This window comes from Modestobacter sp. Leaf380, from assembly GCF_001424485.1.
Classification (GTDB): Bacteria; Actinomycetota; Actinomycetes; order Mycobacteriales; family Geodermatophilaceae; genus Klenkia.
Window position 1 is genome coordinate 318,350 of the sequence record NZ_LMQC01000001.1, and the last position, 26,456, is coordinate 344,805.

The following is a 26,456-nucleotide window of genomic DNA, read 5'->3' on the forward strand; positions in this document are numbered from 1 at the left end:
CAGTGAAACGAACGGGACCCGGCCCCCTGGGGGCCGGGTCCCGTCGCGACGAGCGAGGGCGGTGCTCAGTAGGTCGGCAGCGCCTTGTCGATGCGGGTCGCCCACGCGGTGACGCCGCCCTGCACGTGCACGGCGTCGGAGAAGCCGGCGGCCTTGACCGCGGCCAGCGCCTCGGCCGAGCGGACCCCGGTCTTGCAGTGCAGCACGATCGGCTTGTCCTGCGGCAGCGAGGACAGCGCCCGGCCGGAGAGGATCTCGTCCTTGGGCACCAGGCGGGCGCCGGGGATGGAGACGATCTCGTACTCGTTGGGCTCCCGGACGTCGATCAGCTCGAAGTCCTTGCCGGCGTCCATCATGTCCTTGAGCTCGTCGACGGTGATCGTCGAGCCGGCGGCGGCCTCCTGGGCCTCCACGGACACGACGCCGCAGAACGCCTCGTAGTCGATGAGCCCGGTGATCGGCTCCGCCTCGGGGTCCTTGCGGACCTTGATGGTGCGGAAGGTCATCTCCAGGGCGTCGTAGACCATCAGCCGGCCCAGCAGGGTGTCCCCGATGCCGGTGATGAGCTTGACGGCCTCGGTGGCCTGGATGGCGCCGATGGTCGCGCACAGCACGCCCAGGACGCCGCCCTCGGCGCACGAGGGCACCATCCCCGGCGGCGGCGGGACCGGGTACAGGTCGCGGTAGTTCGGGCCGTGCTCGGCCCAGAACACCGACACCTGGCCGTCGAACCGGTAGATGGAGCCCCAGACGTAGGGCTTGCCCAGCAGCACGCACGCGTCGTTCACCAGGTAGCGGGTGGCGAAGTTGTCGGTGCCGTCGACGATGAGGTCGTACTGGCTGAAGATCTCCGCGACGTTCTCCGAGTCCAGCCGCGTCTCGTGCAGCCGCACGTCGATGAGCGGGTTGATCTCCTTGACCGAGTCACGCGCGCTCTCGGCCTTGGACCGGCCGACGTCGGACTGCCCGTGGATGATCTGGCGCTGCAGGTTGGACTCGTCGACGGTGTCGAACTCGACGATGCCCAGGGTGCCGACACCGGCCGCGGCGAGGTACATGAGGACCGGGGAACCCAGCCCGCCGGCGCCGACCGCGAGGACCTTGGCGTTCTTGAGGCGCTTCTGCCCGTCCATCCCGACGTCGGGGATGATCAGGTGGCGGCTGTAGCGGCGGACCTCGTCGATCGACAGGTCGGCGGCGGGCTCCACCAGGGGTGGCAACGACACGAGCGCTCCTCGGGGTGGTCGATCCCGGCCGGTGACCGGGTTCCTGTGCTGACCAACAGCCTGACAGGTCCCCCTCTTCCCTCCCGGCGCGGTGCACTCAGGGGGAGGGCCAGGCGTTCTTCTGGCATCCCTCCAGGCCCAGGGTCTGCTGCTGCATCACCGGGGCGAGCTGACCGGGCCCGGGGCAGGGCTGGTGCCCGTTGCCCAGCGCGTGGCCGACCTCGTGGTTGACCACGTACTGCCGGTAGGTGGCGATGTCGCCCTCGTAGTCGGGGACGGCGGTCTCCCAGCGGGCCAGGTTGATGACGGCCCGCTCGCCGTAGCGGCAGGAGGTGTACCCGCCGGTGCCCACGCCCGGGCAGTAGGTCTCCATGCTGCCCGGGCTGACCAGGCTGACCCGGAAGTCGTAGTCCCCGGCGGCCGCCTCGGCGGCACCGACCCGCTGGAAGCTCATCGCCCCGCCGCTGCCCCAGGACCGCGGGTCGCCCAGGGTGGCCTCGACCGCGGCGGCGAACCCGGCGCCGTCGACACCGATGCCGTCCTCCACCTCGACGACGAAGCGCTCCAGCGGACCGCTGCCGTAGACCTGCGAGGAACCGTCGACGACGGACACGGTGCCCGCGCCGGTCTCCACGTAGCTGGCCGGTCCGGTCGTGGCGGGGAGCTCGGTGGGGTTCGCGTCGCCCTCGGCGGGCGCCGGCTCCGGGGTCGCCGCGACCGTCGGGGTGGCCGGGGCCCGGCCGGGCTCCAGCGCGGCGGCCAGTCCGGAGGCCGAGGCGGCGGCCGACGTGGCGGTGTCCGAGGCGGGGCCGCCCTCGGTCCCGGTGACGGCGACGTCGACCACGGTGAGCACGGTGAGCACCGCCAGCAGCGGGACGGCGTAGGCCCGCCAGCCCCACCGGCTGGCGAAGGCGGCCCACCGGCCGTGCGCTCCGCTGCCGACCGGCGCGCCGGGCCGACGGCGGCGTCGCCCCACCGGGTCCCGGCGGGCGACCAGCGGGCCGGTCGTCGTCCGCAGCCCGGTGTCGGGCAGCGGACGCGGCAGGGGCTCGGGGACGCGGGTGGACCGGGACCGCCGGGACTGCGGCGGGCGCGGTCCCACGAGGGGACGGTCCCCCACCGGACGCCGGGCGGCGAGGGGTGCCGCCGGGTCCTGTCGACGGCCGACCGGGGGGTCGACGTCGTGGTCCGGGCGGGTCACACCGGCCAGGTTCTCACGGGCCACGGGGCCCTCCCGTGACCACCGACGGGCGGGCGGCGTGTCGGACCGTCCCGTCCCACTCGTCTCACCGGACCCGTCCGGCGGCCTCCTCGAGCAGCCCCAGGACGGCGCGGGCGGTGTCCTCGGGGGCCTCGGTCATGGCGACGTGGCCGATGCCCGGTTGCAGCTGCAGCCGGGCGTCGGGCAGCGCCAGCGCCAGCCGGGGCGCCAGCCGCGGGTCGACCAGCTTGTCCTCCGCGCCCCACACGACCAGCGCCGGGACGTCGACGGACCGGGCCGCCCGCCAGGCGTTGGCCCGCCCGACCCGCAGGTAGGAGGTCATCAGACCGCGCATGCTGCGGGTCAGGGCCCGCCCGGCCCAGGGCTGCCCGTCCCGCTGGCGCATCTCCTGGACCGCCTCGGCGAACCGGGTCGCCGGGACCCGGGCCGGGTCGCCGAACACCATGGCGAGCATCCCGCGCACCCGCTCCTCCGGGGTGCCCAGGGCGATGCGCTTCTCCGCCAGCGTGGGGATGCCCGGGAGCAGCAGCAGCGCGATGGCCCGGTCGAAGGCCGGGGGCACCCGGTAGACCGGCATCGCCGGGGACACCAGCGTCAGGGTGGCCACCAGGTCCCGGCGCCGGGCGGTGGCCAGCAGCCCGACGAGGCCGCCCAGGGAGTTGCCCAGCAGGTGCACCGGTGCGCCCTGGCCGGGGCCGGGCCGGTCGCGCACCCACTCCAGCGTCGCGACGACGGCGCTCACGTGGTCGGCGATGGACCAGCCGCCCCGGGCGGGCGGCTCGGACTGGCCGAACCCGGGCAGGTCGATGGCGAACCCCTCGCAGCGCACCGCCAGCAGGCCGGCGAGGTCGGTCCAGTTGGTCGCCGCGCCACCCAGGCCGTGCACGTAGAGCGCGCGCTCCCGCGGGGCGTCGTCGGCGGGCCCGTCCAGCGGTCCGGTCCACGGGGTGTGCCGCAGGTACAGCGGGATGCCGTCGACCTCCACCTCGCTGCCCGGCCAGGCGGGCGTGGACTCGCTCAGCGGGGGCAGCGGCACGGTCGACAGCACCGCGGGACGGGGCTCCCCCACGCCGGGCGCCCCGGTGTCGGGGCCGGCCTGGGTGCCGGCGCCGAGGTCGTCGTCCCCCGGGCCGGGGAGGACGTCGCGGGCGGGGGCGTCGGCGGGCCGCCGGGCGTCGGGCACCCGGCGACGGTAGTCCGTCACCGCTGCAGCGCACCGGGGCGGTGAACCCGCCGGTAACATCTGCCGGGCCATGCAGCCGACGCGACCGACCTCCCCCGCCCCGAGCCAGGCCGCCGCGGCCGCCCGGCGCACCTCCCGGCTGCCCCGGGGCGCCCGTCGGCTGCAGCTGCTGCACGCCGCCCAGGAGGTCTTCGTCGCGCAGGGGTTCCACGCCGCGGCGATGGACGACATCGCCGTCCGGGCCGGGGTCAGCAAGCCCGTGCTGTACCAGCACTTCCCGGGCAAGCGGGAGCTGTACCTGGCGCTGCTGGAGCAGCAGGTGGGCGAGCTGACCGAGCGGGTCCGCCAGGCGATGAGCGGCACCGACGACAACCGGACCCGCGTCGACGGCGCCGTCGGTGCCTACTTCGACTTCATCGACGCCGACGGCGAGGCCTTCCGGCTGGTGTTCGAGTCCGACCTGCGCAACGACGAGGAGGTGCGCCGGGTCGTGGACCAGGGCGCCCGGGCCTGCGTCGAGGCGATCGCCGAGGTGATCGAGGCCGACACCGGCGTCGACGCCGAGCGGGCGCAGCTGCTGGCCTCGGGCATGACCGGCCTGCTGGAGACCAGCGCCCGCTGGTGGCTGCCGCGCAAGGGCACCGTCTCCCGCGACGAGGCGGTCGCACTGGTGAGCTCGCTGGCCTGGCGCGGCATCTCCGGGTTCCCGCGCATCGGCGACGACGACCACCCGACACCCACCGCCTGAGCCACCGCCCGAAGCCACCGCCACAGCCCGCCGGGGATCCCGTTCGCTGAGGGCGCACCCCGGTCGGGGGCCAGGCCGCGCGGGCTCGGCTAGCGTCGTCGGTGAGCAGCCGTCACCACCCGCCAGACGTGCAGCCAGACCTGAGGAGGCATCTCCAGCGTGGAAGTCAAGATCGGTGTCCAGCACTCCCCCCGCGAGCTCGTCATCGACAGCCCGAAGACCCCTGACGAGATCGCGGCCGAGGTTTCCGCGGCGATGTCCTCGTCCAAGGACGGCCTGCTGACCCTCGTCGACGAGCGCGGCCGCCGCGTCGTCGTGCCGGTCGACCGGATCGCCTACGTCGAGATCGCCGAGGCCGACACCCGCCGCGTCGGGTTCATCGCCGGCGGCAACTGACACCAGCACCCCGACGGGGCCCGGGACCACACGGTCCCGGGCCCCGTCGGCGTCGGTGGGGTCCTCCCTGGGTCCCTGTGTCCGTGGGGATCAGGGGTTGAGGCCCAGGGCCTGCATCCGGACGGTGTGCCCGGCGGTGATCCGGCCGATGAGCTCGGCGACGCCGTTGAGCGACCCGCTGCCGGTGATCAGCAGCTCGCCCAGCCCGTCGCGCTCGGCGATGACCGCCTGCGACTGGGTCAGCGCCTCACCGACCAGGCGGCGCGCCCACAGCGCGAGCCGGCCGGCGACGGCGCGGTCGGCGACGATCGCGGCCCGCACCTCCCGGACGGCGAAGTCGGCGTGGCCGCTGTCCTCCAACACCTCCAGGACCAGGTCGCGGTCCTCCGCGGGCAGGAAGGCCGCGACCTCGCGGTAGAAGTCGGTGGCCAGACCGTCGCCCACGAAGGCCTTGACCAGGCCCTCCAGCCAGGTGCCGGCCCGGGTCGAGTCGTGGAAGGCGTCCAGCGGCGCGACGAACGGGGCCATCGCGTCGGCCGGGGCGACCCCCAGCTCGCGCAGCCGCGCGGACAGCCGCTCGTGGTGGGTGATCTCGGCGGCCGCCATCCGGGCCAGGGCTGCCCGGCCCTCCAGCGTGGGGGCCAGGCGGGCGTCCTCGGCGAGTCGGTCGAAGGCGGTCAGCTCGGCGTAGGCCAGCACCCCGAGCAGGTCCACCACGGCGGCCGGGTCGACGGTGCTGGGCTCGGCGGCGGTCGTCAACGGGTGCCCCTCCATGGTGTTGGTGGTCGTGCGGACGTCGGTCTCGCCGAGGGCGGTGGTGGTGCCGCGGCGTGTCCGCCCAGCCCCGGGGCCGGGTCCGCTCGCCCGCCGCGGACGCGGCGGGACCTGTGCGCACCGTAACCCGCGCTACCATGGGCGACGGCGAGCCGCACGGCTCGCTCTCCGTGTGCGCTGATCACCGCTGGACGACGACCACCAGAGTCCCCCTCACGGGGTGGGGCACGGGTCGGTCTCCTCGGGCAGTCCTCCCCGACGCCCGGGTCTGCTGGCCGCGTCGGCGCTGGACCGAGATCCCACACCGGGACCGCGAGACGTCGGCGCCGCCGATGCACGCAGGTCCCCCTCCAGACCGAGGCGAGTGCACTGACCTCCACCGAGAACACCACCGAGAACACCCCCGTCGAGAGCCCGGCCGAGAGCCCGGCCACGACCCCCGAGGTCGACCACGCCGAGACCGGGGCCCCGGCCCCCGAGCAGCTCGAGGCGCAGATCGACGAGCTGGGCGGTGCCCCCGTCACGCCCGACGCGCCGCTGTTCAGCGACTTCGACGTGCACCCCGACATCATCGCCTCGCTGGCCGACGTCGGGATCACCCGCACGTTCGCCATCCAGGAGCTGACCCTGCCGCTCGCGCTGGCCGGCAACGACCTGATCGGCCAGGCACGCACGGGCACCGGCAAGACCCTCGGCTTCGGCGTCCCGCTGCTGCAGCGGGTCGTCCCGCCCTCGGAGGGCGGCGACGGGGTGCCGCAGGCGCTGGTCGTCGTCCCGACCCGTGAGCTGTGCGTGCAGGTCTCCCGCGACCTGGCCGCCGCCGGCACCCGCCGCGGTGTCCGGGTGCAGGCCATCTACGGCGGCCGCGCGTTCGAGCCGCAGGTCGCCGCGCTGCAGGCCGGCGTCGAGGTCGTCGTCGGCACGCCCGGCCGGCTGCTGGACCTGGCCCAGCGCGGGGACCTGGTGCTGGGCAAGGTCCGCGGGCTGGTGCTCGACGAGGCCGACGAGATGCTGGACCTGGGCTTCCTGCCCGACATCGAGCGGATCCTGGCGATGGTCCCGGACAAGCGTCAGACGATGCTGTTCTCCGCGACCATGCCCGGCCCGATCGTCACGCTGTCCCGGTCGTTCATGACCCAGCCCACGCACATCCGGGCGCACGGCAACGACGAGGGCTCGACGGTCCCGCAGACCACCCAGTTCATCTACCGGGCGCACAACCTGGACAAGCCCGAGCTGCTGTCCCGGGTGCTGCAGTCCCGCGACCGCGGCCTGGTCATGGTGTTCTGCCGCACCAAGCGCACCGCCCAGAAGGTGGCCGACGACCTGGTCGAGCGCGGCTTCGCCGCCGCCGCGGTGCACGGCGACCTGGGGCAGGGCGCCCGCGAGCAGGCGCTGCGCGCCTTCCGGGCCGGCAAGGTCGACGTGCTGGTCGCCACCGACGTCGCCGCCCGCGGCATCGACGTCACCGGCGTCAGCCACGTCGTGAACTACCAGTGCCCCGAGGACGAGAAGACCTACGTGCACCGCATCGGCCGCACCGGCCGCGCGGGCAGCACGGGTGTCGCCGTCACGCTGGTCGACTGGGACGACATCCCCCGGTGGCAGCTGATCAACAAGGCCCTCGAGCTGGACTTCACCGACCCGCCGGAGACCTACTCCACCTCGCCGTGGGTCTACACCGACCTCGACGTCCCGACGACGGCGACCGGCCGCCTCCCGCGCGCCCAGCGCACCCGCGAAGGACTGGGCGCCGAGACCCTCGAGGACCTCGGCGAGACCGGCAAGCGGCAGAAGACCGGTGGCCGGGACGGCGCCCGCGACGGTGGCCGTGGCGACCGTGACCGTGCCGACCGTGCCGACCGTGCCGACCGCGGCGATCGCGGCGGGCGCTCCGGCCCCGGTCGGGACGACGCCCCCACCGCCGACGAGCCCACCACCGTCGGCCCCCCCAAGAGCCGTCCGCGCCGGCGCACCCGGGGCAACGGCGAGGCCGCTGCCGGTGCCGCCGCCGCGACCGACGGCCCCGCCGCCGACGCGCCCGCCACGGACGCCGGGGACGGTGCGGCCAAGCCGCGTCGCCGCCGACGCCGGGGCGGGGCCAACCGCGGGGGCGGCAGCTCCGAGTCCGTCAGCTGATGGCTGTGCGGCGCCCGCCGCTGCGCGCGCTGGTCTGGACGGCGGCCACCCTCGTGGTGGTCGTCGTCCTGGCGTTGCTGTGGCGCGGGTCGGACGCCGCCGTGACCGACAGCACCACCGCCGCCGAGCCGGCGCCGGCCTCGGGCAGCCCGGCCGCGGCGCTGGACCGCGGCTGGTCGGCCGACCCGACCGGCCCGGCCCCGCGGCGGGTCGTCGAGTCCGGCCGGGTCGTGCTCGCCCTCACCGACGGCGTGCGGGTCCTGGACCCGGCCACCGGCGAGGAGGCCTGGCGGTACACCCGCAGCAACGCCCGGCTCTGTGACGTGACCGCCGTCGAGGGCGCTGTCGTCGCGGTGTTCTCCACCGGCGGGCGGTGCAACGAGGTCGTGGCCCTGGACGCCGGCACCGGCGTCCGCTCCTGGTACCGCACGGTCGGCTTCCGGGCCGACGTCGCCCTGGCCAGCACCGAGCGGATCGTGCTGGCCAGCAGCCCGACCGGCCTGGCCACGATCGACCCGACCGGCAACAACACCCGCTGGCGCTACGAGGTGCCCGGGGGCTGCCGGCTCACCGGCGCCGACGTCGGCAGCACCGGTGTCGTCGCCCTGCAGGTCTGCGACGGCGGGCCGGTGACGGCGCTGCTGTTCGACGGCTTCGACGGGTCCCAGACCTGGAGCCGTGACCTGGGCGTCGACTCGGCGCGGCTGGTCGGCGTCGACCGCCTGGTCGACGTCGTCGTGGGCGACTCCCTGCAGGTGCTCTCCCCGGCCGACGGCGCCACCCTGCAGACGATCCCGCTGCCCGCGGCCGCCGGCGCCGACGACGAGCCGCTGCAGCAGGCCGGGCTGGCCGACACCGCCCTGGTCTGGGTGCGCGGCACCGCCTACGTGCTGGACCAGACCACCGGCGCCGTGCGCTGGTCGGTCCCGGCCACCGGGCTGCCCGCGGTCGGCGACGGCGGCAAGACCACCGACGGCGCGGTCCTGGTGCCCGAGGACGGCGCGTTCGTCAGCCGCGACCTGGCCACCGGCACCGAGCTGGCCCGCTCCACCGCACCCGAGGACGTCCCCCGCGGCGGACGGGCCTCCGTGGTGGGCGGGACGGTCGTCGTCGCCACCCCGGGCGAGGTCGTCGGCTACCGCTGACCGTCCCGGCCGCGATCGGGGGACACTGGGTGCCATGCTCCCCGGCGGCTCCGAGAACACCGCGTCCGACGACCTGCGCCAGCTGACCCCGCACGGCGCCGCGCCGCTGACCCTGCGCGGCACGGCCGGCCCGCTGGCCGCGCTGGACACCGGGCCGGGCAACCGGGGCACGGTGCTGATGGTCGCCGGGTTCACCGGCACCAAGGAGGACTTCGCGCCGCTGCTGGCCCCCGTGGCCCGGGCCGGTTGGCGGGTCGTGGTGGTGGACCAGCGCGGGCAGTACCAGTCCCCCGGCCCCGACGACCCCGCCGCCTACACCGTCGAGCTGCTGGCCGCCGACGTCGTCGAGGTCGGCCACCAGCTCCGTGGGGACGGCCCGCTGCACCTGCTCGGGCACAGCTTCGGCGGCATCGTGGCCCGCGCCGCCGTGCTCGCCGAGCCGGGCCTGTTCGCCTCGCTCACCCTGCTCAGCAGCGGACCGGTCGGGCTGACCGGTCCGCGCGCCGACCTGCTCGAGCACCTGGCCCCGCTGCTGGAGGCCGGCGGGGTCCGGCTGGTGCACGACACCCTCGAGCAGCTGTCGCTCACCGACCCGCGCAGCGCCGCCGTGCCGGCCCCGGTCCGGGAGTTCCTGGCCACCCGGTTCCTGGCCAACACCGAGGCCGGGCTCACCGGGATGGCCGCCGCGATGACCGGTGAGCCCGACCGGACCGCCGAGCTGGCCGCCACCGGGGTCCCGGTGCTGGTCGCCCACGGTGCCGACGACGACGCCTGGACCCCGACCGCGCAGACCGACATGGCCGCCCGGCTGGGTGCCCGGCACGTCGTCCTGGACGGCGCGGCGCACTCCCCCGCCATCGAGACACCCGCGGCGACGATCGGGGCGCTCACCGGCTTCTGGTCCGCCGTCCCCGCCGTCAGCGACGCCCAGGAGGCCTCCGCATGACCTCGATCAAGGACTTCACCGCCACCGAGGACCTGGCCGGCTTCTTCGGCCCGGACTCGGTCACCTGGCGGATCCACGCCGACCCGGCCTTCTCCGTCGGCGGCATCCGCGCCCTGCTGCTGCAGGCCCTGCACCCGGTCGCCATGGCCGGCGTCGACACCTTCTCCGAGGGCTTCAAGACCGAGCCGTGGGCCCGGCTGACGCGCACCGCGGAGTACGTCGCGACGCTGACCTTCGGCACCCGCCGGGAGGCCCTGCGCGCCGTCCGCCGGGTGCGCGGGGTGCACCGCGGCAAGACCGACACCGAGGTCACCACCGGCCGCACCTACCGGGTCGACGACCCGGACCTGCTGCTGTGGGTGCACGCCTGCGAGGTGGACTCACTGCTGTCGGTGGCCCGGCGCGCCGGGGTGCCGCTGACCGACGCGGACGCCGACGCCTACGTCGCCGAGCAGGTCGTCGCCGGCGAGCTCATCGGCTGCACGCCGGGGGAGGTGCCCTCCTCCGTCGCCGAGCTGGACGCCTACTTCGAGCGGGTCCGCCCGCAGCTCGCGCTGACCGAGCCCGCCCGCAAGGCGCTGCAGTTCGTCGTCGTCCCGCCGATGCCGGGCTGGGTGCAGGTGCTGACCCCGGCGCGCCCGGCCTGGGCGGGACTCGCCTCGCTGGGCCTGGCGACCCTGCCGCGGTGGGCCCGGGCGATGTACGGGCTGCCTGCGTTCGCGATCACCGAGCCCGCGACGACGGCCGCCGTCCGCGCGTTCCGGGCCACCACGCTGGCGGTGCCGCACCGGGTGCGGGACAACCCGACGCTGCGCGCCGCCCGCGAGCGGGTCGCCGTCGCCACGCCCGTGGTCGCCTGACCCCAGCCGGTCGCCTAACGAGCGTCCAGGTCCCGCACGGCAGCTCGACCCTCCGGGCAGGACCGGCGGAACGAGCAACCGGCGCACTGCCGGCCGGTGACGACGGGGAACGCCGCACCGGTGTCACCGCCCGCGGTGACGGCGGCGGTGGCCGCGGTCGCCGCCGCCGCGGTCGCCTCGGCCCGGCGGACGTGCTCGGCCAGCGTGGCCTCGGTGTGGTCGAACCCGGCGACCGTGCCGGTGGGCAGGTGGTGCAGCTCCACCCGGGAGCACGGCCGGCGCAGCGTCCGCCGCACCCCCAGCACGTACAGCGCCAACGCCGGGGACGACGCCGCCTCCCCCTCCGTGCTGGGACGGCGGCCGGTCTTGTAGTCCACGACGACCAGCTCCTCGCCGCGGTCGTCGATCCGGTCCACCCGGCCGGAGACGCTCAGGGTGGCGGTCCGCACGGTCACCTGGCGCTCGGTGGCCAGCGGCGGGTCCGCGGGGTCCAGCCCGGCGACGTGCTCGTCGACCCAGCCGGCCGCCCGGGCCCGCCACTCCGCGGAGTCCGCTGCGCCCGCCGTCCCCACGTCGGACCAGTGCCGGTCCAGCAGCTGACGCGCCGCGGCCGGGGTCCGCCGGGACTGCGGCAGCTCCCACCAGGACCGCAGCGCAGCGTGCACCGCGGCACCCACGACCGCGTTCACCCGCGGCAGCGACTGCGGCGGCGTCGGGCGGTCGACGTAGCCGAACCGGTAGCGCCGCGGGCAGGCGTCGAAGGCGGCCAGCTTGCTGGGGGTGGCGGCGAAGAGCGGCTCGGGCATCCCGGGCAGCTCGAGCTCCAGCTGGCTCACGCGCCGTCGGCCATCGGGTGGTTCCCGGTGCCCAGCGCGACCAGCCGCTCGTACTGCGCCGGGTCGGTGGTGCAGGCCGCGATCGGGGTGCGCTTGTTGGTGCCGTGGTAGTCGCTGGACCCGGTGGTCAGCAGGTCCAGGTCCGCGGCCAGCGTCCGCAGGTGCGCCCGGTCGGCCGGCTCGTGGTCGGGGTGGTCGACCTCCAGGCCCAGCAACCCGGCGGCGGCCATGGCGCCCAGCGCGTCGTCGCCGACGACCCGGCCGCGGCTGCGCGCCAGGCCGTGCGCGAAGACCGGCACCCCGCCGGCCGCCCGGACCATGGCGATGCCCTCGAGCACGTCGGTGTCGGCCTTGGCCACGTAGTAGGGGCTGGTGTGGTGCAGCAGCCCGGCGAAGGCCTCGTCGACCGAACCGACCACACCGGCCTGGACCAGGGCGCGCGCCACGTGCGGGCGCCCCACCACCCCGCCGCCGCTGCGCTCCACGACGGCGGCCCAGCTGACCGGGTGCCCGTCGGCGGCCAGCGCGTCGACCATCCGCTCACCCCGGGTCAGCCGCTCGGCCCGCAGCCGACCGCGCTCGGCGGCGAGCTCGGGGGCGTGGGGGTCGAACAGGTAGGCCAGCAGGTGCACGCTGATCGGCGACTCGTCGGCCGGGAACCAGCGGCAGGACATCTCCATGCCCGGCACCACGGTCAGGCCCGGGGGCCGGGCGGCGGCCACCGCGGCCCAGCCGTCGGTCGTGTCGTGGTCGGTCAGCGCGACGACGTCCAGCCCGGCCGCGACGGCGGCGGTCAGCACCTCCGCCGGGGTGTCGGTGCCGTCGGACACCAGGGAGTGCGTGTGCAGGTCGATGCGCATCGAGGCCAGCCTGCCCCATCGCCGACCCGCCGACCGCCCGGACCGGCTCAGTGCGTGCGCGGGTACCGGCTCCGGAAGCCCGGGATCGGCCCCGTGCCGTGCCGGCCGTCCGCGGGACCCGGGCCCGGTGCGGCTCCCGGGAACGGACCGCCGCCGTCCTCCTCCTCGCTGCCGCGGCGCGCCCCGGCCGCGTCGGAGGGGAACAGCAGACCGCTGATCTGGTCGTAGAGGGTCTTGGCGTCGGGCAGGTAGCTGACGCTGGACAGCGCCTGGTCCTGACCGGCGGACTCGAAGCGGAAGCCGCCGTAGCCCAGCAGCTGCCCGACCAGGGACTCCGAGTAGGTCAGGTCGGTGATCCGGCGCAGCGGCATCACCGCCACCGTCCGCACGACCACCCCCGACGTCATCAGCACCCGGCGCTTGGTGACCAGGAAGTGCCGGACCCACCACTCACCGACCGCCAGGCCCAGGTAGGCCAGGGCGCCCAGACCCACCAGCAGGCCCAGCAGGCTGGTGACCCGGTTGTCCGGGGCGAGGACCAGCAGCCACAGGCCCAGCGCGAGGAACGGCACCCCCCGGACCGCCGGCCGGGCCAGCACGGCCCAGTGCCGGCGCTGGTTGATGATCGCCTCCTCGCCGGGGAGGAGGTACTTCTCGGCGTCCCTGCCGGTGCGGGAGACCGGACGGGCGGTCGTCACGACGGACCGGCCGGACGGCTCAGACGAGCGAGCCGACGAAGGAGGCCAGCGACGACGCGGCGTCGCCCAGGGCGACGCCTGCAGTGCGCACGATCTCCGCCGACGACTCGGGCTGCTGGATCACGTAGAACAGCACGAAGGCGACGACGAGCCAGGTGAGGACCTTCTTCAGGTTCACGCGGTCACCTCGGTCTGGGCGGGGGCAGGCGCAGGACGCCCGCACGGCCGGGGAAGAGCCGCGTCACATGAGTAACACAGGCCGCACGCGTCACGGGCACGCCACGCCGGACCGGCGTGTCAACGCCCGGGCAGCAGGTGCTCCCCCACCGGCCCCAGGGGCAGGTCGGCGGGCACCCGCTCGCGCAGGTCCAGCAGCACCAGGTCCTCGGCCAGCAGCCAGGCCGCGGTCGCGGGCCAGGTCACCACCCACAGCCACACGCCGTAGGCCTCGCCGACGAACACGGCGCGGTCCTCGGAGGTCGGCACCTCCCACAGCGGGGCCCGCTGCCCGGCGGCCTGCACCGCCGCGGCGGACAGCCCGTCCACCAGGTCCCCGGGGTCCAGCCACGGCAGCCCGGCGTAGCCGGCGCCCAGCCCGGTCCCGGGCTCCTCGGCGATCAGCAGCACCTCCGCGGTGCCGCCCAGCGGCGCCGGCCCGACGCAGTCCACGACCGTGCAGCGGGCCCCGGGCTCCCCGCCCCACGCCAGCCCGGTGACCGCCCAGCCGGTGGGCAACGGGTCGGGCACCCAGGCGGGCACGCGGGCGTCGGTGCAGACCGCGCGGATCGCGTCGTGCGCCAGCACGGCGGTGTGGTGCAGTGGGGTGACGGCGGCGTGCAGGTGGCACCAGGCCTCGTCCGAGCCCGGCCGGACCACCAGCAGCTCACCGCACCGGGGACACACGGGGCTCATGGTCATCGGGGATCACCGTCCAGGCCCGGGGGCCCGCCGTCAAGCACCGGCCGCATGCTGGGGTGGTGACGACGACCCGGGTGCCCTGTGTCGGAGCCGTCGTGCACGACGCTGACGGCCGACTGCTGGTGGTGCTGCGCGCGAACGACCCGGACCGGGGCTGCTGGTCGGTGCCCGGCGGGCGGGTGGAGGCCGGGGAGGACGACGCGGCCGCCGTCGTCCGCGAGGTCGCCGAGGAGACCGGTCTGGACGTCGTCGCCGGCGCGGTGGTGGGCCGGCTGGAGGTCACCGGCCCGGACCGGGTCTACGCGATCACCGACCTGGCCTGCACGCTGGTCGACCCCGCCCAGGTGCCCGTCGCCGGGGACGACGCGGCCGACGTCGCCTTCGTGACCCTGGCCGAGCTGACCGCGCGGCCGTGCACGCCGGGGCTGGTGGACACCCTCGGCGCCTGGGGCGTGCTGCCCGGCTGAGCCCACCCCGGCCGCCGGGGTGGCGGACGGGGTGGGGCGGCTCAGCGGCGGACCGGCTCCGGGCGGCCGGGCTGCTCGCCGCCGCGGGCCTCCCCGTAGGAGCGCTTGGGCACCATCACCTTGCGGCGGAACACGCACACCACGGTGCCGTCGTGCTTGTAGCCGATCGTCTCGACGTACACGACGCCCCGGTCGTCCTTGGACCGCGACTCCGTCTTGTCCAGCACGGTGGTCTCGCCGTAGACGGTGTCCCCGTGGAACGTGGGCGCCACGTGCCGCAGCGACTCGACCTCCAGGTTGGCGATCGCCTTGCCGCTGACGTCGGGGACGCTCATGCCCAGCAGGATCGAGTAGACGTAGTTGCCGACCACCACGTTCTTCCCGAACTCCGTGGTCTCCGCCGCGAAGTGGCTGTCCAGGTGCAGCGGGTGGTGGTTCATCGTGATCAGGCAGAACAGGTGGTCGTCGTACTCGGTGACCGTCTTGCCCGGCCAGTGCTTGTAGACAGCGCCGACCTCGAACTCCTCGTAGTACCGCCCGAACTGCACGTGTCTGCTCCCGGTGTCGTCGTCGACTCAGTGGCTGGTGCGGTCCGGACGGGTCACCTGCGCGCGGGGCCCGGCCTGGACGTGGCGGCGATCCTACGATGGGCCGGTGCCCCGACCGTCCGCCCCCGAGCTGCAGCCCGACCGGCAGCCCGACGTCCAGGAGCCGGCCGAGGTGCTCCGGCTGACCACCACCGGCCGGCGTGCCCGGCTCGCCGCCGCGGCCCTGGTCCTGGCGCTGCTGCTGGGCGGCAGCCTGTGGGGGGACGACGACGAGTTCCCCTTCGGCCCCTTCCGGATGTACTCCACGCGGGCCGCGCCCGACGCGCCCGTCGTCTCCACCCGGGTGGTGGGGCTGACCGCCGCCGGGGACGAGGTCCGGCTCTCCGGGGGCGAGGTGGGCCTGCGCCGGGCGGAGTTCGAGGGTCAGCTGCCCCGCTTCGTCGCCGACCCTGCCCTGCTGGGGCTGGTGGCCGAGACCTACGAGCAGCAGCACCCGACCGACCCGGCCCTGGTGCGGGTCGAGGTCGTGCAGCGCCGCTTCGTCCTGGAGGACGGAGCCAGCACCGGGGCGTTCACCGACGACGTGCTGGTCGCCTACGACCTGGAGGGGACCCCGTGAGCCGGTCCACCGTCGACCGCTCGGCACCCGACCGCCCGGCGCCCGACCGTCCGGAGACCGCGGCGGCCGTGCCGCTGACCCCACGCTGGTGGACCCGCCCCGTGCCGCTGGCCCGGATCGCGGTCTTCCGGGTGATCGCCTACCTCTTCGTGCCCGTCGACGTCTTCGTGACGACGTCCTGGGTGCGCGCGCACGCCGACGTGCCGACGGAGTTCTACCAACCGCTGCTCATCGGCCGGCTGCTGCCACTGCCCACGCCGACGCACACCGTGGTGCTCCTCGTGCAGTGGGCGCTGGTGCTGGCCGCGCTGGCCGCGGCCTCGGGCCGGGCACCCCGCCTGCTGGGCTGGACGGTCTTCGCGCTGTACGCGGAGTGGATGGTCATCGCGATGAGCTACGGCAAGGTGGACCACGACCGGATCGCCTTCCTCGTCGCGCTGGCCGTGCTGCCCACCATCGGGCACGCCCGCTGGCGGGACCGGCGCTCGTCGGAGGCCGCGGGCTTCGGCACCGCCGCGGTCCTGGTCACCGTCATGCTCACCTACTTCCTGGCCGCCTGGGCCAAGATGCGCTTCGGCGGCTGGGACTGGGCGACCGGTTCCACGCTGACCCGCGCGGTCATCCGCCGGGGCACCGACCTGTCGCTGTGGACCCTGGACGTGGCCTGGCTGCTGCCCGCCGCCCAGTGGCTGATGCTGGTGTTCGAGTTCGCCTCGCCGCTGGTGCTGCTGGTGCGCAGCGACCGGGCCCGGGCCGGGCTGGTGGCCTTCCTGCTCGGCTTCCACGTGATGGTCTACGCCGGTGTCGGGATCGTCTTCCTGCCGCACTGCATCGCGATCCTGTCGATCCTGCCGTGGGAGCGCCTGCGCGGGGTGCGGTTGCCGGGGCGGGCCGACACCCCGTCGACGGACCGGGACGGTGCCCGGCCGCCTGCCCCCGACGTCGTCCCGGGAGGCCGGGACGGGGGCTGAGCCCCGCGTCCCGGCCGACCCGCCGCTCAGATCATCGCGCCGATCCGGGCCGCCATCTCCGCCTCGTGCTGCTGGTAGGCCCCGGCCACGTCGGTCAGCAGCGTGCCCATGCCGGTCAGTGCATCGCTGATGCTCTGGCTCGACGCGCGCCACTGCTCGTAGAGGGCCCGGAACTGCTGGGCGGCCTGGCTGTCGGTCCACCCGTCGGTCACCCCGGCGTCGATGGACGCCGACAGCGTGCCGAGCCGGGCCGACTGGTCGGCCGCCTCCCCCTGGCACTGCGCGGACATGGCCTGCAGGGTCGCGATGTCGACCTTCACGGTTCCTCCTCTGGTCCGGGCACCTCCCGGTCCGGGCCGACGCTAGGGACCCGGGCCGGCCGGCGGGCCCCGTCGTCCACAGGGCCGGTGACCGTCCACAGATCCCGTCCGGACCCCCCACGGAGGGCCCGCGGCGGCCACCCTCGTCCGCGTGTCCGCACCCACCACCGAGCCGCCCGCCGACCGTGAGAGCGGCGTGCGCTGCTGGACGCTGCACTCCTCCGACGGCGCCCGGGACGTCGTCGTCCGGGCGCCGGGGCACGCCGTGCTCGGCGACCTGCTCCCGGCGCTGCCCGGCGGGGTGCTCTGGGCCGGCTCCCGCACCCTGCGGGCCGACACGCCGCTGACCGACCCCGACCTGGCGCACGGCGCCGAGCTGGGGCTGGGGCGTCCGGGTCCGCGCACCACCCCGGCCACGGGCGCCCTGGAGCTGCACGTCGCCGGGGGCCCCGACGCCGGCCGGGTGCTGCCGCTGACCCGGGGCCGGGTGACCGTGGGCCGCGGACGGGGCCGCACGTTGGCCCTGGACGACCCCGACGTGTCCCGGCACCACGTCACCGTCGCGGTGACCGGCACCGGGGTGACGGTGGCCGATGCCGGCTCCTCCAACGGCACCCACCGGGCCGCCGACGGGCACCCCCTCGGCCCGGAACCCCTCGGTCTGGCCCCCCTCGGTGCGGACCCCCTCGGTGCGGACCCGGAGCCCTGGCACCTGGGCACCCTGGTCCGGCTGGGGGCCAGCAGCCTGCGGCTGGCCGCGCCCGGCGGTCGGCCACTGCCGGTGACCCCTGCCGCCGGGGGCCGGCTGGCGGTGCGACCGGCCCGCCGTCCGGTGCCCGCCGCCCCCGCCGTCGTGGCCGTGGCGGTCCCCGCTGCCCCGACCGAGCGACCGCGCCGGGCCCTGGCCTGGATCGCCGTCGCGGTGCCGGCGGTGGCGGGCGTGCTGATGGCCTGGCTGCTGTCGGCGCCCCAGTTCCTCTTCTTCGCCCTGCTCAGCCCGGTGGTGGCGCTGGGCACCTGGACCTCGGACCGGTGGTCGGGACGCCGCGGGCACCGCCGTGCGGTCACCGACCACGCGCTCGCCCTCGTCGACGTCGAGGTCCAGGTGGCGGCCGCCGTCGCGGCCGAGGTCGCGGCCCGCGAGCAGGCCGCACCCGACCTGGCCGCGTTGCTGACGGCCGCCCGGCGCCGCAGCGACCCGCTGTGGGGACGCGGGCACGCCGACCGGCGGGCCCTGGTCGTGCGACTGGGCAGCGGCCCGGGCGCCACCGGCGTCACCCGGCTGCTCGAGGGCGCCGTGGTCGAGCCGACGCACCACCCGCACCTGCCGGTGGCCCTCGACCTGCGCGGAGGCGGACTGGGCGTCCAGGGGCCCCGGGAGGCCGGGCTGCGGACCGCCCGGGCGCTGCTCTGCCAGGTGGCCGCCCTGCACCCGCCCGGTGACGTCCGGGTGGAGCTGCTCTGCCCCCCGTCGACCGCCCGGGACTGGGCGTGGGCGCGGTGGCTCCCCCACCTGGGCACCGGGCCGGGCGCGCCCGGCACCCTCCGGCTGGTCGTCGTCGACCTGCCGGTGGACGCCTCCGCCGTGCAGCAGGTGCGGGAGCTGCGGGCCGCCGGGGCCTCCTGCGTGGTGCTGTCGTCGGAGCCCACAGCCCTGGACGCCGACGGGTCGCCGGTGCTGGCCCTGTCCGGCGAGACCGGCAGCGCGGGGCGGCTGTCGCTGCCCGGCGAGCCCGACAGCGAGCTCACCGTGGACGGCGCGTCCACGGGCACGGCGGCGGAGCTCGCGCGGCAGCTCGCCCCGCTCTGCACCCCGGCCGGGCCCGGCGGACTGCCCACGGGGGTGCGGTGGCGTGACGTGGCACCGCGACGGCCGTGGTCCCGGTCGCGCTCCACCCTGACGGCGACCCTCGGCGTCGGGCCCCGCGGACCCGTCGAGCTGGACCTGTGCGCTGCCGGCCCGCACGCCCTGGTCGCCGGCACCACCGGGTCGGGCAAGTCCGAGCTGCTCCGCACCCTGGTGCTCGGCCTGGCCGCGGCACACCCGCCGGACCGGTGCAGCCTGCTCCTGGTCGACTACAAGGGCGGGTCGGCCTTCGCCGAGGCGGCCGCGCTGCCGCACACCGTCGGGCTGCTCACCGACCTGGACGGCGCCTCGACCGCCCGCGCCCTCCGGTCGCTGACCGCCGAGCTCACCCGCCGGGAGACGGTCCTGGCCGAGCACGGCGTCCGCGACCTGACCGCGCTGCCCGAGGACGTGCTGCTGCCCCGGCTGGTCATCGTGGTCGACGAGTTCGCGACGTTGTCCGACGAGCTGCCCGGCTTCGTCCCCGGCCTGGTCGGGATCGCCCAGCGCGGCCGGTCGCTGGGCGTGCACCTGGTGCTGGCGACCCAGCGGCCCGCCGGGGTGGTGAGCCCGGAGATCCGGGCCAACTGCACGGTCCGGCTCTGCCTGCGCACCACCGACGAGGCCGGGTCCCGGGACGTGCTGGGCCTGCCCGACGCCGCCTGGCTGCCGGTCGACACCCCGGGGCGGGCACTGCTGCGGGTCGGCGCGGAGAGCCCCGTGCCCGTCCAGGTCGCCCGGGTGGCCGTCCCCACGGCCACCGCGGCCGGGGACGTCGCCGTCGGCCCGTGGTCGTGGCCGGCGCCGCCCCGGCTCCCGGTGGCTCCCGCGGCCCCGGACGGTGGACCCACCGACCTCGCCGCGCTCGTCGCCGAGCTGACCACCCGGGCGGCGGCGGCCGGGCTCGGGTCACCACCCCGCCCCTGGCTCCCCCCGCTCCCGGACCGGGTGCCCCCGCGGGCCGGACCGGCCCGCCCGGGACCGGTCGTCTGGGGGCTGCGCGACCGGCCCGACCAGCAGGCCCAGGACCCGCTGCTGCTCGACCTCGCCGAGGGCGGCAGCTGGCTGCTGCCCGGCGGCCCGGGCAGCGGGCGGACCACCGCGCTGCGCACGGTGCTCGGCGAGGCGGTGCACGCCCTGCCACCGGAGCGGCTGCACGTCCACGTGGTCGACCACGGCGGGGGGACGGTGGCCGCGGCGGCACTCGGACTGCCGCACACCGGCACGGTGCTGGGGCGCGACGACGGCCACCGGCTGGTCCGGCTGCTGACCCGACTGCAGGAGGAGGTCGACCGGCGCCGCGCGGACGGCACCCCCGGCGCACTGCAGCTGCTGCTCGTCGACGGGGTGGACGGCGTGCTGACCGCCCTGGAGGAGCTGCTGCCGGGCACCGGCACCGGGCTGCTGCTGAGGCTGGTCCGCGACGGGGCGGCCGTCGGCCTCACCACGGTGCTGACCGCCGACCGGGTGCTGCCCGGGGGCCGGCTGGCCGCCGCGGTCGGACGCCGCCTGGTGCTGCCCTTCGCCGACCGGGCCGACTACGTGGTCGCCGGGGTGCCGGCCCGCGCCGTGCCCGGGCACCGCCCGCCGGGCCGTGCCCTGTCCGGCGAGGACGCCGACCTGGTGCAGCTCTCCCTGCCCCGGCCGCTGTCGTGCGCCCCCGGGCAGGTCGCCGACCCGCGGCGGATCCGCGTGGTGGAGCTGCCCGCCGACCCCCGCCTCCCGGTCGGGGACGGCCCGGTGAGCGGCTCACCCGTCGTCGACCTCGGCCCCGGCGGCGACGGAGGCGAACCGGTGCGGGTGGACCTGGCCCGCAGCGGTGGCCTGCTGGTGTGCGGGCCGGCCGGGTCGGGCCGGACCAACACGCTGGCCGCCCTGGCGGCCCGGCTGCTCCGCTCCGGCACGCCGGTCGCCGCCCTCGTGCCCCGGGCGGACAGGACCTGGAACGCGGCCGGCGGCCCCGCCCCCACCGCGGACCTCGCCGGCTGGGCCGCGGGGCTCGGCGGACGGGTCGGCGTGCTCGCCGTCGACGACCTGCACCTGCTGGACGACGTGACGGCCGACCGGGTCACCGCGCTCTGCCGTCCCGGCGGCGCGGTCCTCCTCCTCGCGGCGTCCACCGCCGCCGACGTCGCGGCGGCCTTCCGCGGACCGGTGGTCGCGTTGCGCCGGGCCCGCAGCGCGCTCGTGCTGCGCCCGGGCCGGGGCGACGCGGAGCTGCTGTCGCTGCGGCTGCCGCGGGCCCCGCTGCCCGTCCGGCCGGGGTCGGGCTGGCTGGCCACCGACGGCACCGTCACCCGCGTCCAGGTCGCCCGGGAGCCGGTGCCGATGCCGGTGCCAGTGCCGGTCGTCCAGCCGCGGGCCGGGGTGCGGACAGCACCACCCCCGGCCGGCACCCGGGGCGGCCGGCACCGCGCCGCGTGAGAGGCGGGTCCCGCCGACGCCCCACCCCGGACTCAGAGCAGGTCGAGCGCCGGCCCGATCTCCTGGGTGGCGTACCAGGCCAGCTCGTGGCCCTCGGCCTGGTCGACGACGAACTGGGCGTCCTCGCTGCCCAGGTCCGCCTCCAGCACGACCGACACCGCCTTCCGGACGTCCTCCTCGGCCTCGGCGACGTCGATGTGCGCGCTGGCGATGTCGGCCGCGGTCAGGTCGGCGTCCGTGCGGGCCGCCCCCCGGTCGGTGTCGGGGTCCCCGAGCGGGGTCACCGACCCGTCGGTCACGTCGGCGGCCAGCACCACCCGGCGGCGGGCGGCACCCGGGTCGACGTCCACGAGCCGCAGGCTGGCCCGGGCCGCGGCCAGCAGCGCCGCGTACTCCAGCTCCTCCTGGTCGGCGTCGGAGTCCGACAGCTCGTAGAACGAGCGCAGCTCGGGCGTCACGGCGAAGACCGTGTGCGGACCCACCAGCCGCCCCTCGTCCAGGAACTGGCGCAGGACGGTGGTCGTCGCCGGCAGGTACACGCGCACGCAGGAACTCCTCGATCGGTGGTCGGACAGACCGCCCAACGTACGGGGGCGGTCAGACCATCCCCTGGTCCCCGGCAGCCGGGGCCGGGCGCGGCACGACGGGGGTCGGCCGCACCGTCTCGACGAGCTGGGCGACCTCCTGCTCGATCAGGTCGGCCAGCACCTCCACGTCGCTGACGGAGTCCCGGTCGGCGTTGAGCCCGAAGTAGACGGTCCCGTCGTAGCTGGTCAGCCCGATCGCCAGCCCCTGCCCCTGGGCCAGCGGGACGACCGGGAAGACCTCCAGCATCCGGGCCCCCGCCGCGTACAGCGGGACCTGCGGGCCGGGCACGTTGGTCACCACCAGGTTGAACAACCGGCGGGACAGACCGCTGGCCGCCCGTGCCCCCAGCGCGTGCAACGTGGGCGGCGCGAAGCCCGAGATGGCCACCAGGGTGTCGGCCCCGACGGACTGGCCGCTGCTGGAGACCCCCCGCATCGCGTAGCCGATCCGGGCCAGCCGCACCCGCGGGTTGGACTCCCCCACCGGCAGGTCCACCAGGAAGCTGGACACCCGGTTCCCCGGGGCGTCCTCGTCCTCCCCGGCGCCGCCACGCACCGAGACCGGCACCAGCGCCCGGACCGAGGTGGACCCGACGACCGGTTCGCCGCGGGACATCAGCCACTCGCGCAGCGCGCCGGTCACCGTGGCCAGCAGCACGTCGTTGACGGTGCCGCCCAGCTCCTTGCGCACCGCCTTCAGGTCGTCGAGGTCCGCCCGGGCCACCGCCACGCGGCGCTGTCGACCGATCGAGCCGTTGAGCGGGCTGGTCGGGGCCGGCCGCACCGTGGTCCGGGCCAGCGCCTGCAGCACCGTCCCGGCGGTGCCCAGCAGCCGGCCGGCCGTGGCCCGAACGTCCCCGGCCGCCGTCCGGACGGTCTCCACGACCGCGGTGGGCCGCTGGACGTACTCCTCGACGGCCTCCCAGACCAGCGCGGCCGGTCCCGGCGGACGACGGGGCCGCCAGTCGTCCGGCGGGGCAGGACGGTCGGCGGGCACCGGGGCGTCGTCCAGGATGACCTGGCCGATGTCGATGGCGCCCAGGCCGTCGACGAGCGCCGGGTGGGTCTTGGTGACCACCGCGATCCGGTCGCCCTCCAGCCCCTCCACCAGGTACATCTCCCACAGCGGCCGGGCGTGGTCCAGCGGGCGGGCGGTGAGCCGCGCGACCAGGTCCAGCAGCTGCTCCTGGGTGCCCGGGCGGGGCAGCGCGGAGCGCCGCACGTGGTAGGTGACGTCGAAGTCGGGGTCGTCCACCCAGGCCGGGTTGGCCAGGTGCCCGGGCACCTCGACCACCTTCTGCCGGTACCGGGGCACCAGCGGCAGCCGGGAGCTCACCAGGTCGACGAGGTCCTCGTGGTCCAGCCCCCCGCGCGGGGACTCCAGCACCAGGACACCCCCGACGTGCATGGGCGTGTCCGCGTCCTCCAGGTAGAGGAACGAGGCGTCCAGCGAGGTCAGGCGGTCGACCACAGTGCTCCCTCCGTCGCAGGTCCCCAACCTACGGGCGCCACGTGATCGAGGACACCCGGCACCGCTCGGACCGGCCCCTCGCCGGACTGCGTGCGCTCAACCTCGGCGCCGGGCACCCCGTCGGGCCGGCGCCGGCACCCCGGCCAGCTCGGCGGCCAACCCGCGCAGCGCCGTGCGCAGCGGCGACCGCTCCGCCACCTCGGCGAGCGTGCGACCGGCCGCCAGGGCGGCGTCGGTGGCCCTGCGGTCGGCCGGCAGGAACCCACCGACCCGGGTGCCGGCGAAGCGGCTGAGCGCGGCCGCGATCTCCTGCTCCGGGTCCCCGGGCACCGGTCCGCGGCGGACCTGGTTGACGACCACGACCGGCTCGACGTCGGGCAGCACCTCGCGCAGGTGCCCCAGCGCTCGGACCGTCCGCTGCAGCGCCACCGGGTCGGCGCCGCTGACACACAGCACGGTGTCCGCCTGCTCGAGCACGGTCGTCGTCGCCCCGTTGCGGCGGGGGGCTGCGGTGTCGAAGGACAGCTCCTCGTCCTCCTCGACGCAGAAGGCGCAGTCCACGACGGTCAGCTCGGACAGCCGCCGCGCCTGGTCCAGGACGGTGGCGACGGCCTGCGGACGCAGCTCCGGCCACCGGTCGGCCCGGGCCAGCCCGGTGAGGACCCGCAGCCGGGGCGACACCGCCCACGCCAGGCGGGCCAGCCGGGCGACGTCCAGCGTGCCGGCCGTGGCCTGCCGGGCGGCCGCCGCGACCCCGGGCGCCTCGTCGAGCAGACCCAGCACCTGGGCGACCACCCCGCCGTAGACGTCGGCGTCCAGCAGCAGCGTGGAGACGCCCAGCCGGGCCGCCTCGTCGGCCACCCCGACGGCGACCGTGGTCCGGCCCGGCGCCCCGGTCGGGCCCCAGACCGCCACGACCCGGCCCCGGCCGGCCGGGCGGTCTGCGGGGTCCTCGGGCACGCCCAGCGCGGGCAGCGCCGCCCGCGGGTCACCGACGTCGCGCCCGGTCGCCGGCGCCCCGGTGACCGCCTCGCGCAGCGCGGTCGCGATCCGGGCGGCGTCGGCGTCGGCCGGGAGGACCCGGGACACCCCGAGCTGCCGGAGCCGTCCGGCGGCGTCGTCGTCCCCCGGCTCGACGAGACCGACGACCGCGACCCCGGCGGCCAGCAGCCGGGACACCGCGTCGCCGTCGAGTCGACGGAGCTCGGCGGACAGCAGCGCCGCCTGACCGACCCCGGTCGCCGCCGCGGCCAGCAGGTCCGCGACGTCGACACAGCGGCGGACCACGGTCACCCCGTGGTCGGCCCGGTCGAGCGCGCCGACGAGCTCGGACTCCCAGGGCGCCCCGGTGACGGCGGTGAAGACCTGCAGTGCCATCAGCCGGTCGGCCCGGCGGTGGCGGGTGCGACGGGGGTGGCGGCCGGGGCAGGGACCGTCGCCGAGGCCGAGGCCGTGGCCGGGGGCACGCCGGGCGCGGGCGTCGGTCCGGCGTCCAGGGCGTCCCGGACGACGACCACCAACGCCCGGCCGCCGATGCCGGCCAGCACCTCCTGCACGTCGTCGGCGGCCACCGCGACCACCACCTGCACGGTCGTCGTCGCGGTGGACAGCACGCCCTCCCCGCGGCCGGAGACCGCCTGCACCGGAGCACCGCCCACGACGAGGGACACGTCCCCGGCGGCCTGCCCCGCGCCGGCCGCGGGGTCGGCCACCGCGTAGACGTCGATCAGCTGGCCCCGGGCCAGGCTCGGCGGCACGTAGCCCGCCTGGACCGGGAGCGCCAGCTGCACCAGCTCCGACGCCGGGTCCAGCGCCGCACGCGGCAGCAGGTCGCCGGCGGACACGGAGCGACCGAGCACCTGACCGGCGGGGCGGGTCGTCGTGGACAGGTAGGAGCCGGCGGCGTCGTCCAGCCGCACCGAGACCGCCACCAGGTCCTCGGCGCTGAGCACGGTCCCGGCGGCCAGGTCCCCCGAGGCGGCCCACACCGGGACGGTCGCGTCGGCGGCGGTGACCACCCGGGCGCCGACCAGGACCGAGCCCAGCACGAGGAGCACCCCCAGCACCAGCCGCAGGTCCAGCCACCGGGGTGGCCGGACCCGGCGCGGAGCCGGCCCCGCGATCTCCTCGGGGGCCGTCGTGGTGCCTGTCGTCATGCCGCTCCCCGGTGGTCGACCCGACCCGTGCGGTCGGTGGCCCGACCGCCTCCGGTGGCCGATGGGGCCACTGACCTGCGATCGGACGCAGATGATGCCGTAGGAGACCCTTCGCGTGCGGTCGCTGTCCACACCCGGGCCTGTGGACCCACCCCACGGGGGCAGCGCCGGACTGCCACACTGGGGCCCACCTCTGGAGGGAGACGACCGACCCGATGGCCACCCAGCGCTTCCTGACCCTCGACGACGTCGCCGAGATCCTCAACGTCTCGTGGGCGCAGGCCTACGCCCTGGTGCGCCGCAAGGACCTGCTGGCCATCCAGATCGGTGGCCGTGGCCAGTGGCGGGTGGAGAAGGACGAACTCGAGCGGTTCATCGAGCAGAAGTACGCCGAGGCCCGCGGCAGCACGCCCCCGTCGGCGTCGGCAGCCCGGTCCGACGCCGCGGTCGACGTCGAGGCCGAGGTCCCCAGCCAGGGCTGACCCGTCCGGGTCGGACGCGTCCGGCTCAGCCCGACGCGGGCACCTCCCCGACGAGCGCCGCCACCGCCTCCAGCGGCACGAGCCGCACCTGACGCACCGCGCTGCGACGTCGGGCCTGGTCCAGCGGGTGTTCGGCCAGCTCCAGGAAGTCCGCGCCCACCCGGTCGACCGTGCCGGTCAGCACCGTGCCCTCGTCGAGCAGGCACCGGACCGGTGCCCGGTCGCGGGCCAGCGCCCGCACCGACCGCCGCAGGTCCCAGGCCCGGGCGACCGGTCCGTCGTCCTCCCCGGGCCCGGTCTCGCGCCCCGGCCCGGCGACGGCTCGGACGGCTGACCGGGCGACCAGGACGTCGCGGCGCTGGTCGTCGACGAGCAGCAGCCAGTCGACGCCGACGTCGGCCAGTCGACCCCGCAGGTCACCCGCCCCACGACACGTCAGCAGCACCGGGTGGCCCACGGCGCCGCGCAGCCGGTCCACGAGCAGCACCCCGCCGGCCTCGGCCCTCGCCCGGGACCCTGCCGACGCCTGCACGGCCGCCTGCTCCTCGACGTCGAACCGTGCCTCGAGGTCGGCGAACAGCTGTTCCCAACGCATGGCGCGGAGCCTAGCTCGT

At 76.5% G+C, this 26,456-nt stretch carries 27 protein-coding genes; 11 read left to right on the forward strand and 16 right to left on the reverse strand.

The annotated features are described in order from the left end of the window. Window positions 1-65 precede the first annotated feature (65 nt). The 3 genes from moeZ to ASG41_RS01495 form a co-directional block, all read right to left on the reverse strand. The gene (gene moeZ / locus ASG41_RS01485) at window positions 66-1,226 is read right to left on the reverse strand and encodes an adenylyltransferase/sulfurtransferase MoeZ (RefSeq protein WP_056288684.1); all 1,161 of its coding nucleotides are present in this window, start codon (window positions 1,224-1,226) and stop codon (window positions 66-68) included. A gap of 97 nt (window positions 1,227-1,323) precedes the next feature. Then, a complete protein-coding gene (locus ASG41_RS01490) occupies window positions 1,324-2,451 on the reverse strand; it encodes a DUF3152 domain-containing protein (protein ID WP_235564327.1) in 1,128 nt (375 codons plus the stop codon). Between the two features lie 61 nt (window positions 2,452-2,512). Beyond that, window positions 2,513-3,652 (reverse strand): alpha/beta fold hydrolase, encoded by a 1,140-nt coding sequence (locus tag ASG41_RS01495; RefSeq protein WP_235564329.1) that lies wholly within the window; start codon window positions 3,650-3,652, stop codon window positions 2,513-2,515. A gap of 49 nt (window positions 3,653-3,701) precedes the next feature. Here ASG41_RS01495 and ASG41_RS01500 point away from each other — a divergent pair, with 49 nt between their 5' ends. Both ASG41_RS01500 and ASG41_RS01505 read left to right on the forward strand, forming a co-directional pair. Beyond that, complete coding sequence (locus ASG41_RS01500) at window positions 3,702-4,379, forward strand: TetR/AcrR family transcriptional regulator (RefSeq protein ID WP_056288688.1); 678 nt, start codon at window positions 3,702-3,704, stop codon at window positions 4,377-4,379. A gap of 159 nt (window positions 4,380-4,538) precedes the next feature. Further along, window positions 4,539-4,775, forward strand: coding sequence for a DUF3107 domain-containing protein (locus tag ASG41_RS01505; protein WP_056288692.1), 237 nt, complete (start codon window positions 4,539-4,541; stop codon window positions 4,773-4,775). A gap of 90 nt (window positions 4,776-4,865) precedes the next feature. Here ASG41_RS01505 and ASG41_RS01510 read toward each other — a convergent pair whose 3' ends face one another. After that, window positions 4,866-5,534 (reverse strand): ferritin-like fold-containing protein, encoded by a 669-nt coding sequence (locus tag ASG41_RS01510; RefSeq protein ID WP_235564332.1) that lies wholly within the window; start codon window positions 5,532-5,534, stop codon window positions 4,866-4,868. Between the two features lie 570 nt (window positions 5,535-6,104). Between ASG41_RS01510 and ASG41_RS01515 the strand changes: the two genes are divergently transcribed. The 4 genes from ASG41_RS01515 to ASG41_RS01530 are packed head-to-tail and all read left to right on the forward strand — an operon-like array spanning window position 6,105 to window position 10,639. After that, window positions 6,105-7,688, forward strand: a complete 1,584-nt coding sequence (locus tag ASG41_RS01515; protein ID WP_235564333.1) for a DEAD/DEAH box helicase — start codon at window positions 6,105-6,107, stop codon at window positions 7,686-7,688. Next, entirely contained in the window at window positions 7,688-8,833 is a 1,146-nt protein-coding gene (locus ASG41_RS01520; RefSeq protein WP_056288701.1) for a PQQ-binding-like beta-propeller repeat protein, read from the forward strand. Before ASG41_RS01515 ends, ASG41_RS01520 begins: the two co-directional genes overlap by 1 nt. Before the next feature lie 34 nt (window positions 8,834-8,867). Beyond that, on the forward strand, window positions 8,868-9,779 hold the full coding sequence (locus ASG41_RS01525) for an alpha/beta fold hydrolase (protein WP_056288705.1): 912 nt from the start codon (window positions 8,868-8,870) through the stop codon (window positions 9,777-9,779). Further along, window positions 9,776-10,639, forward strand: a complete 864-nt coding sequence (locus tag ASG41_RS01530) for an oxygenase MpaB family protein (protein ID WP_056288708.1) — start codon at window positions 9,776-9,778, stop codon at window positions 10,637-10,639. Before ASG41_RS01525 ends, ASG41_RS01530 begins: the two co-directional genes overlap by 4 nt. A 14-nt stretch (window positions 10,640-10,653) precedes the next feature. On the opposite strand, the gene ASG41_RS01535 is transcribed toward ASG41_RS01530, so the two are convergent. From ASG41_RS01535 to ASG41_RS01550, 5 genes are all read right to left on the reverse strand, one after another. After that, a complete protein-coding gene (locus ASG41_RS01535) occupies window positions 10,654-11,475 on the reverse strand; it encodes a PD-(D/E)XK nuclease family protein (protein ID WP_235564335.1) in 822 nt (273 codons plus the stop codon). Further along, window positions 11,472-12,335, reverse strand: a complete 864-nt coding sequence (locus ASG41_RS01540; protein ID WP_056288711.1) for a PHP domain-containing protein — start codon at window positions 12,333-12,335, stop codon at window positions 11,472-11,474. The genes ASG41_RS01535 and ASG41_RS01540 overlap by 4 nt, the downstream gene beginning before the upstream one ends. Window positions 12,336-12,382: 47 nt before the next feature. Continuing rightward, complete coding sequence (locus ASG41_RS01545) at window positions 12,383-13,033, reverse strand: PH domain-containing protein (protein ID WP_056288715.1); 651 nt, start codon at window positions 13,031-13,033, stop codon at window positions 12,383-12,385. Between the two features lie 19 nt (window positions 13,034-13,052). Continuing rightward, window positions 13,053-13,211, reverse strand: coding sequence for a hypothetical protein (locus tag ASG41_RS24070; RefSeq protein ID WP_200938671.1), 159 nt, complete (start codon window positions 13,209-13,211; stop codon window positions 13,053-13,055). A 119-nt stretch (window positions 13,212-13,330) separates the two neighbouring features. Continuing rightward, complete coding sequence (locus ASG41_RS01550) at window positions 13,331-13,951, reverse strand: DUF6758 family protein (protein WP_056288719.1); 621 nt, start codon at window positions 13,949-13,951, stop codon at window positions 13,331-13,333. Window positions 13,952-14,025: 74 nt separating this feature from the next. On the opposite strand from ASG41_RS01550, the gene ASG41_RS01555 reads away from it, so the two are divergent. Next, the gene (locus ASG41_RS01555; RefSeq protein WP_255352955.1) at window positions 14,026-14,418 is read left to right on the forward strand and encodes an NUDIX hydrolase; all 393 of its coding nucleotides are present in this window, start codon (window positions 14,026-14,028) and stop codon (window positions 14,416-14,418) included. A 41-nt stretch (window positions 14,419-14,459) separates the two neighbouring features. Here the strand turns inward: ASG41_RS01555 and ASG41_RS01560 are convergent, their stop codons facing one another. Further along, window positions 14,460-14,966 (reverse strand): MaoC family dehydratase, encoded by a 507-nt coding sequence (locus tag ASG41_RS01560; protein WP_056288725.1) that lies wholly within the window; start codon window positions 14,964-14,966, stop codon window positions 14,460-14,462. A gap of 106 nt (window positions 14,967-15,072) precedes the next feature. On the opposite strand from ASG41_RS01560, the gene ASG41_RS01565 reads away from it, so the two are divergent. Together ASG41_RS01565 and ASG41_RS01570 are read left to right on the forward strand one after the other, a co-directional pair. Then, window positions 15,073-15,585 carry a hypothetical protein gene (locus tag ASG41_RS01565; protein ID WP_235564342.1) on the forward strand — a complete coding sequence of 171 codons (513 nt, stop codon included), beginning with the start codon at window positions 15,073-15,075 and terminating at the stop codon, window positions 15,583-15,585. Beyond that, window positions 15,582-16,556, forward strand: coding sequence for an MFS transporter permease (locus ASG41_RS01570; protein WP_162245523.1), 975 nt, complete (start codon window positions 15,582-15,584; stop codon window positions 16,554-16,556). Before ASG41_RS01565 ends, ASG41_RS01570 begins: the two co-directional genes overlap by 4 nt. Before the next feature lie 26 nt (window positions 16,557-16,582). Here ASG41_RS01570 and ASG41_RS01575 read toward each other — a convergent pair whose 3' ends face one another. Then, window positions 16,583-16,876, reverse strand: coding sequence for a WXG100 family type VII secretion target (locus ASG41_RS01575; protein ID WP_056288727.1), 294 nt, complete (start codon window positions 16,874-16,876; stop codon window positions 16,583-16,585). A 151-nt stretch (window positions 16,877-17,027) separates the two neighbouring features. On the opposite strand from ASG41_RS01575, the gene ASG41_RS01580 reads away from it, so the two are divergent. After that, the gene (locus ASG41_RS01580; RefSeq protein WP_056288729.1) at window positions 17,028-21,146 is read left to right on the forward strand and encodes an FtsK/SpoIIIE domain-containing protein; all 4,119 of its coding nucleotides are present in this window, start codon (window positions 17,028-17,030) and stop codon (window positions 21,144-21,146) included. 32 nt (window positions 21,147-21,178) lie between these two features. On the opposite strand, the gene ASG41_RS01585 is transcribed toward ASG41_RS01580, so the two are convergent. From ASG41_RS01585 to ASG41_RS01600, 4 genes are all read right to left on the reverse strand, one after another. After that, complete coding sequence (locus tag ASG41_RS01585) at window positions 21,179-21,691, reverse strand: hypothetical protein (protein ID WP_056288732.1); 513 nt, start codon at window positions 21,689-21,691, stop codon at window positions 21,179-21,181. A 52-nt stretch (window positions 21,692-21,743) separates the two neighbouring features. Continuing rightward, complete coding sequence (locus ASG41_RS01590) at window positions 21,744-23,204, reverse strand: wax ester/triacylglycerol synthase family O-acyltransferase (RefSeq protein WP_056288733.1); 1,461 nt, start codon at window positions 23,202-23,204, stop codon at window positions 21,744-21,746. 96 nt (window positions 23,205-23,300) lie between these two features. Then, window positions 23,301-24,581: a chromosome partitioning protein gene (locus ASG41_RS01595; protein WP_056288736.1), complete on the reverse strand. Its 1,281-nt coding sequence runs from the start codon at window positions 24,579-24,581 to the stop codon at window positions 23,301-23,303. Beyond that, window positions 24,581-25,360 (reverse strand): SAF domain-containing protein, encoded by a 780-nt coding sequence (locus tag ASG41_RS01600; RefSeq protein WP_056288739.1) that lies wholly within the window; start codon window positions 25,358-25,360, stop codon window positions 24,581-24,583. The genes ASG41_RS01595 and ASG41_RS01600 overlap by 1 nt, the downstream gene beginning before the upstream one ends. Window positions 25,361-25,575: 215 nt before the next feature. On the opposite strand from ASG41_RS01600, the gene ASG41_RS01605 reads away from it, so the two are divergent. Continuing rightward, a complete protein-coding gene (locus tag ASG41_RS01605) occupies window positions 25,576-25,842 on the forward strand; it encodes a helix-turn-helix domain-containing protein (protein ID WP_056288741.1) in 267 nt (88 codons plus the stop codon). 25 nt (window positions 25,843-25,867) lie between these two features. On the opposite strand, the gene ASG41_RS01610 is transcribed toward ASG41_RS01605, so the two are convergent. Then, window positions 25,868-26,437 (reverse strand): hypothetical protein, encoded by a 570-nt coding sequence (locus ASG41_RS01610; RefSeq protein WP_056288743.1) that lies wholly within the window; start codon window positions 26,435-26,437, stop codon window positions 25,868-25,870. Window positions 26,438-26,456: the final 19 nt, after the last annotated feature.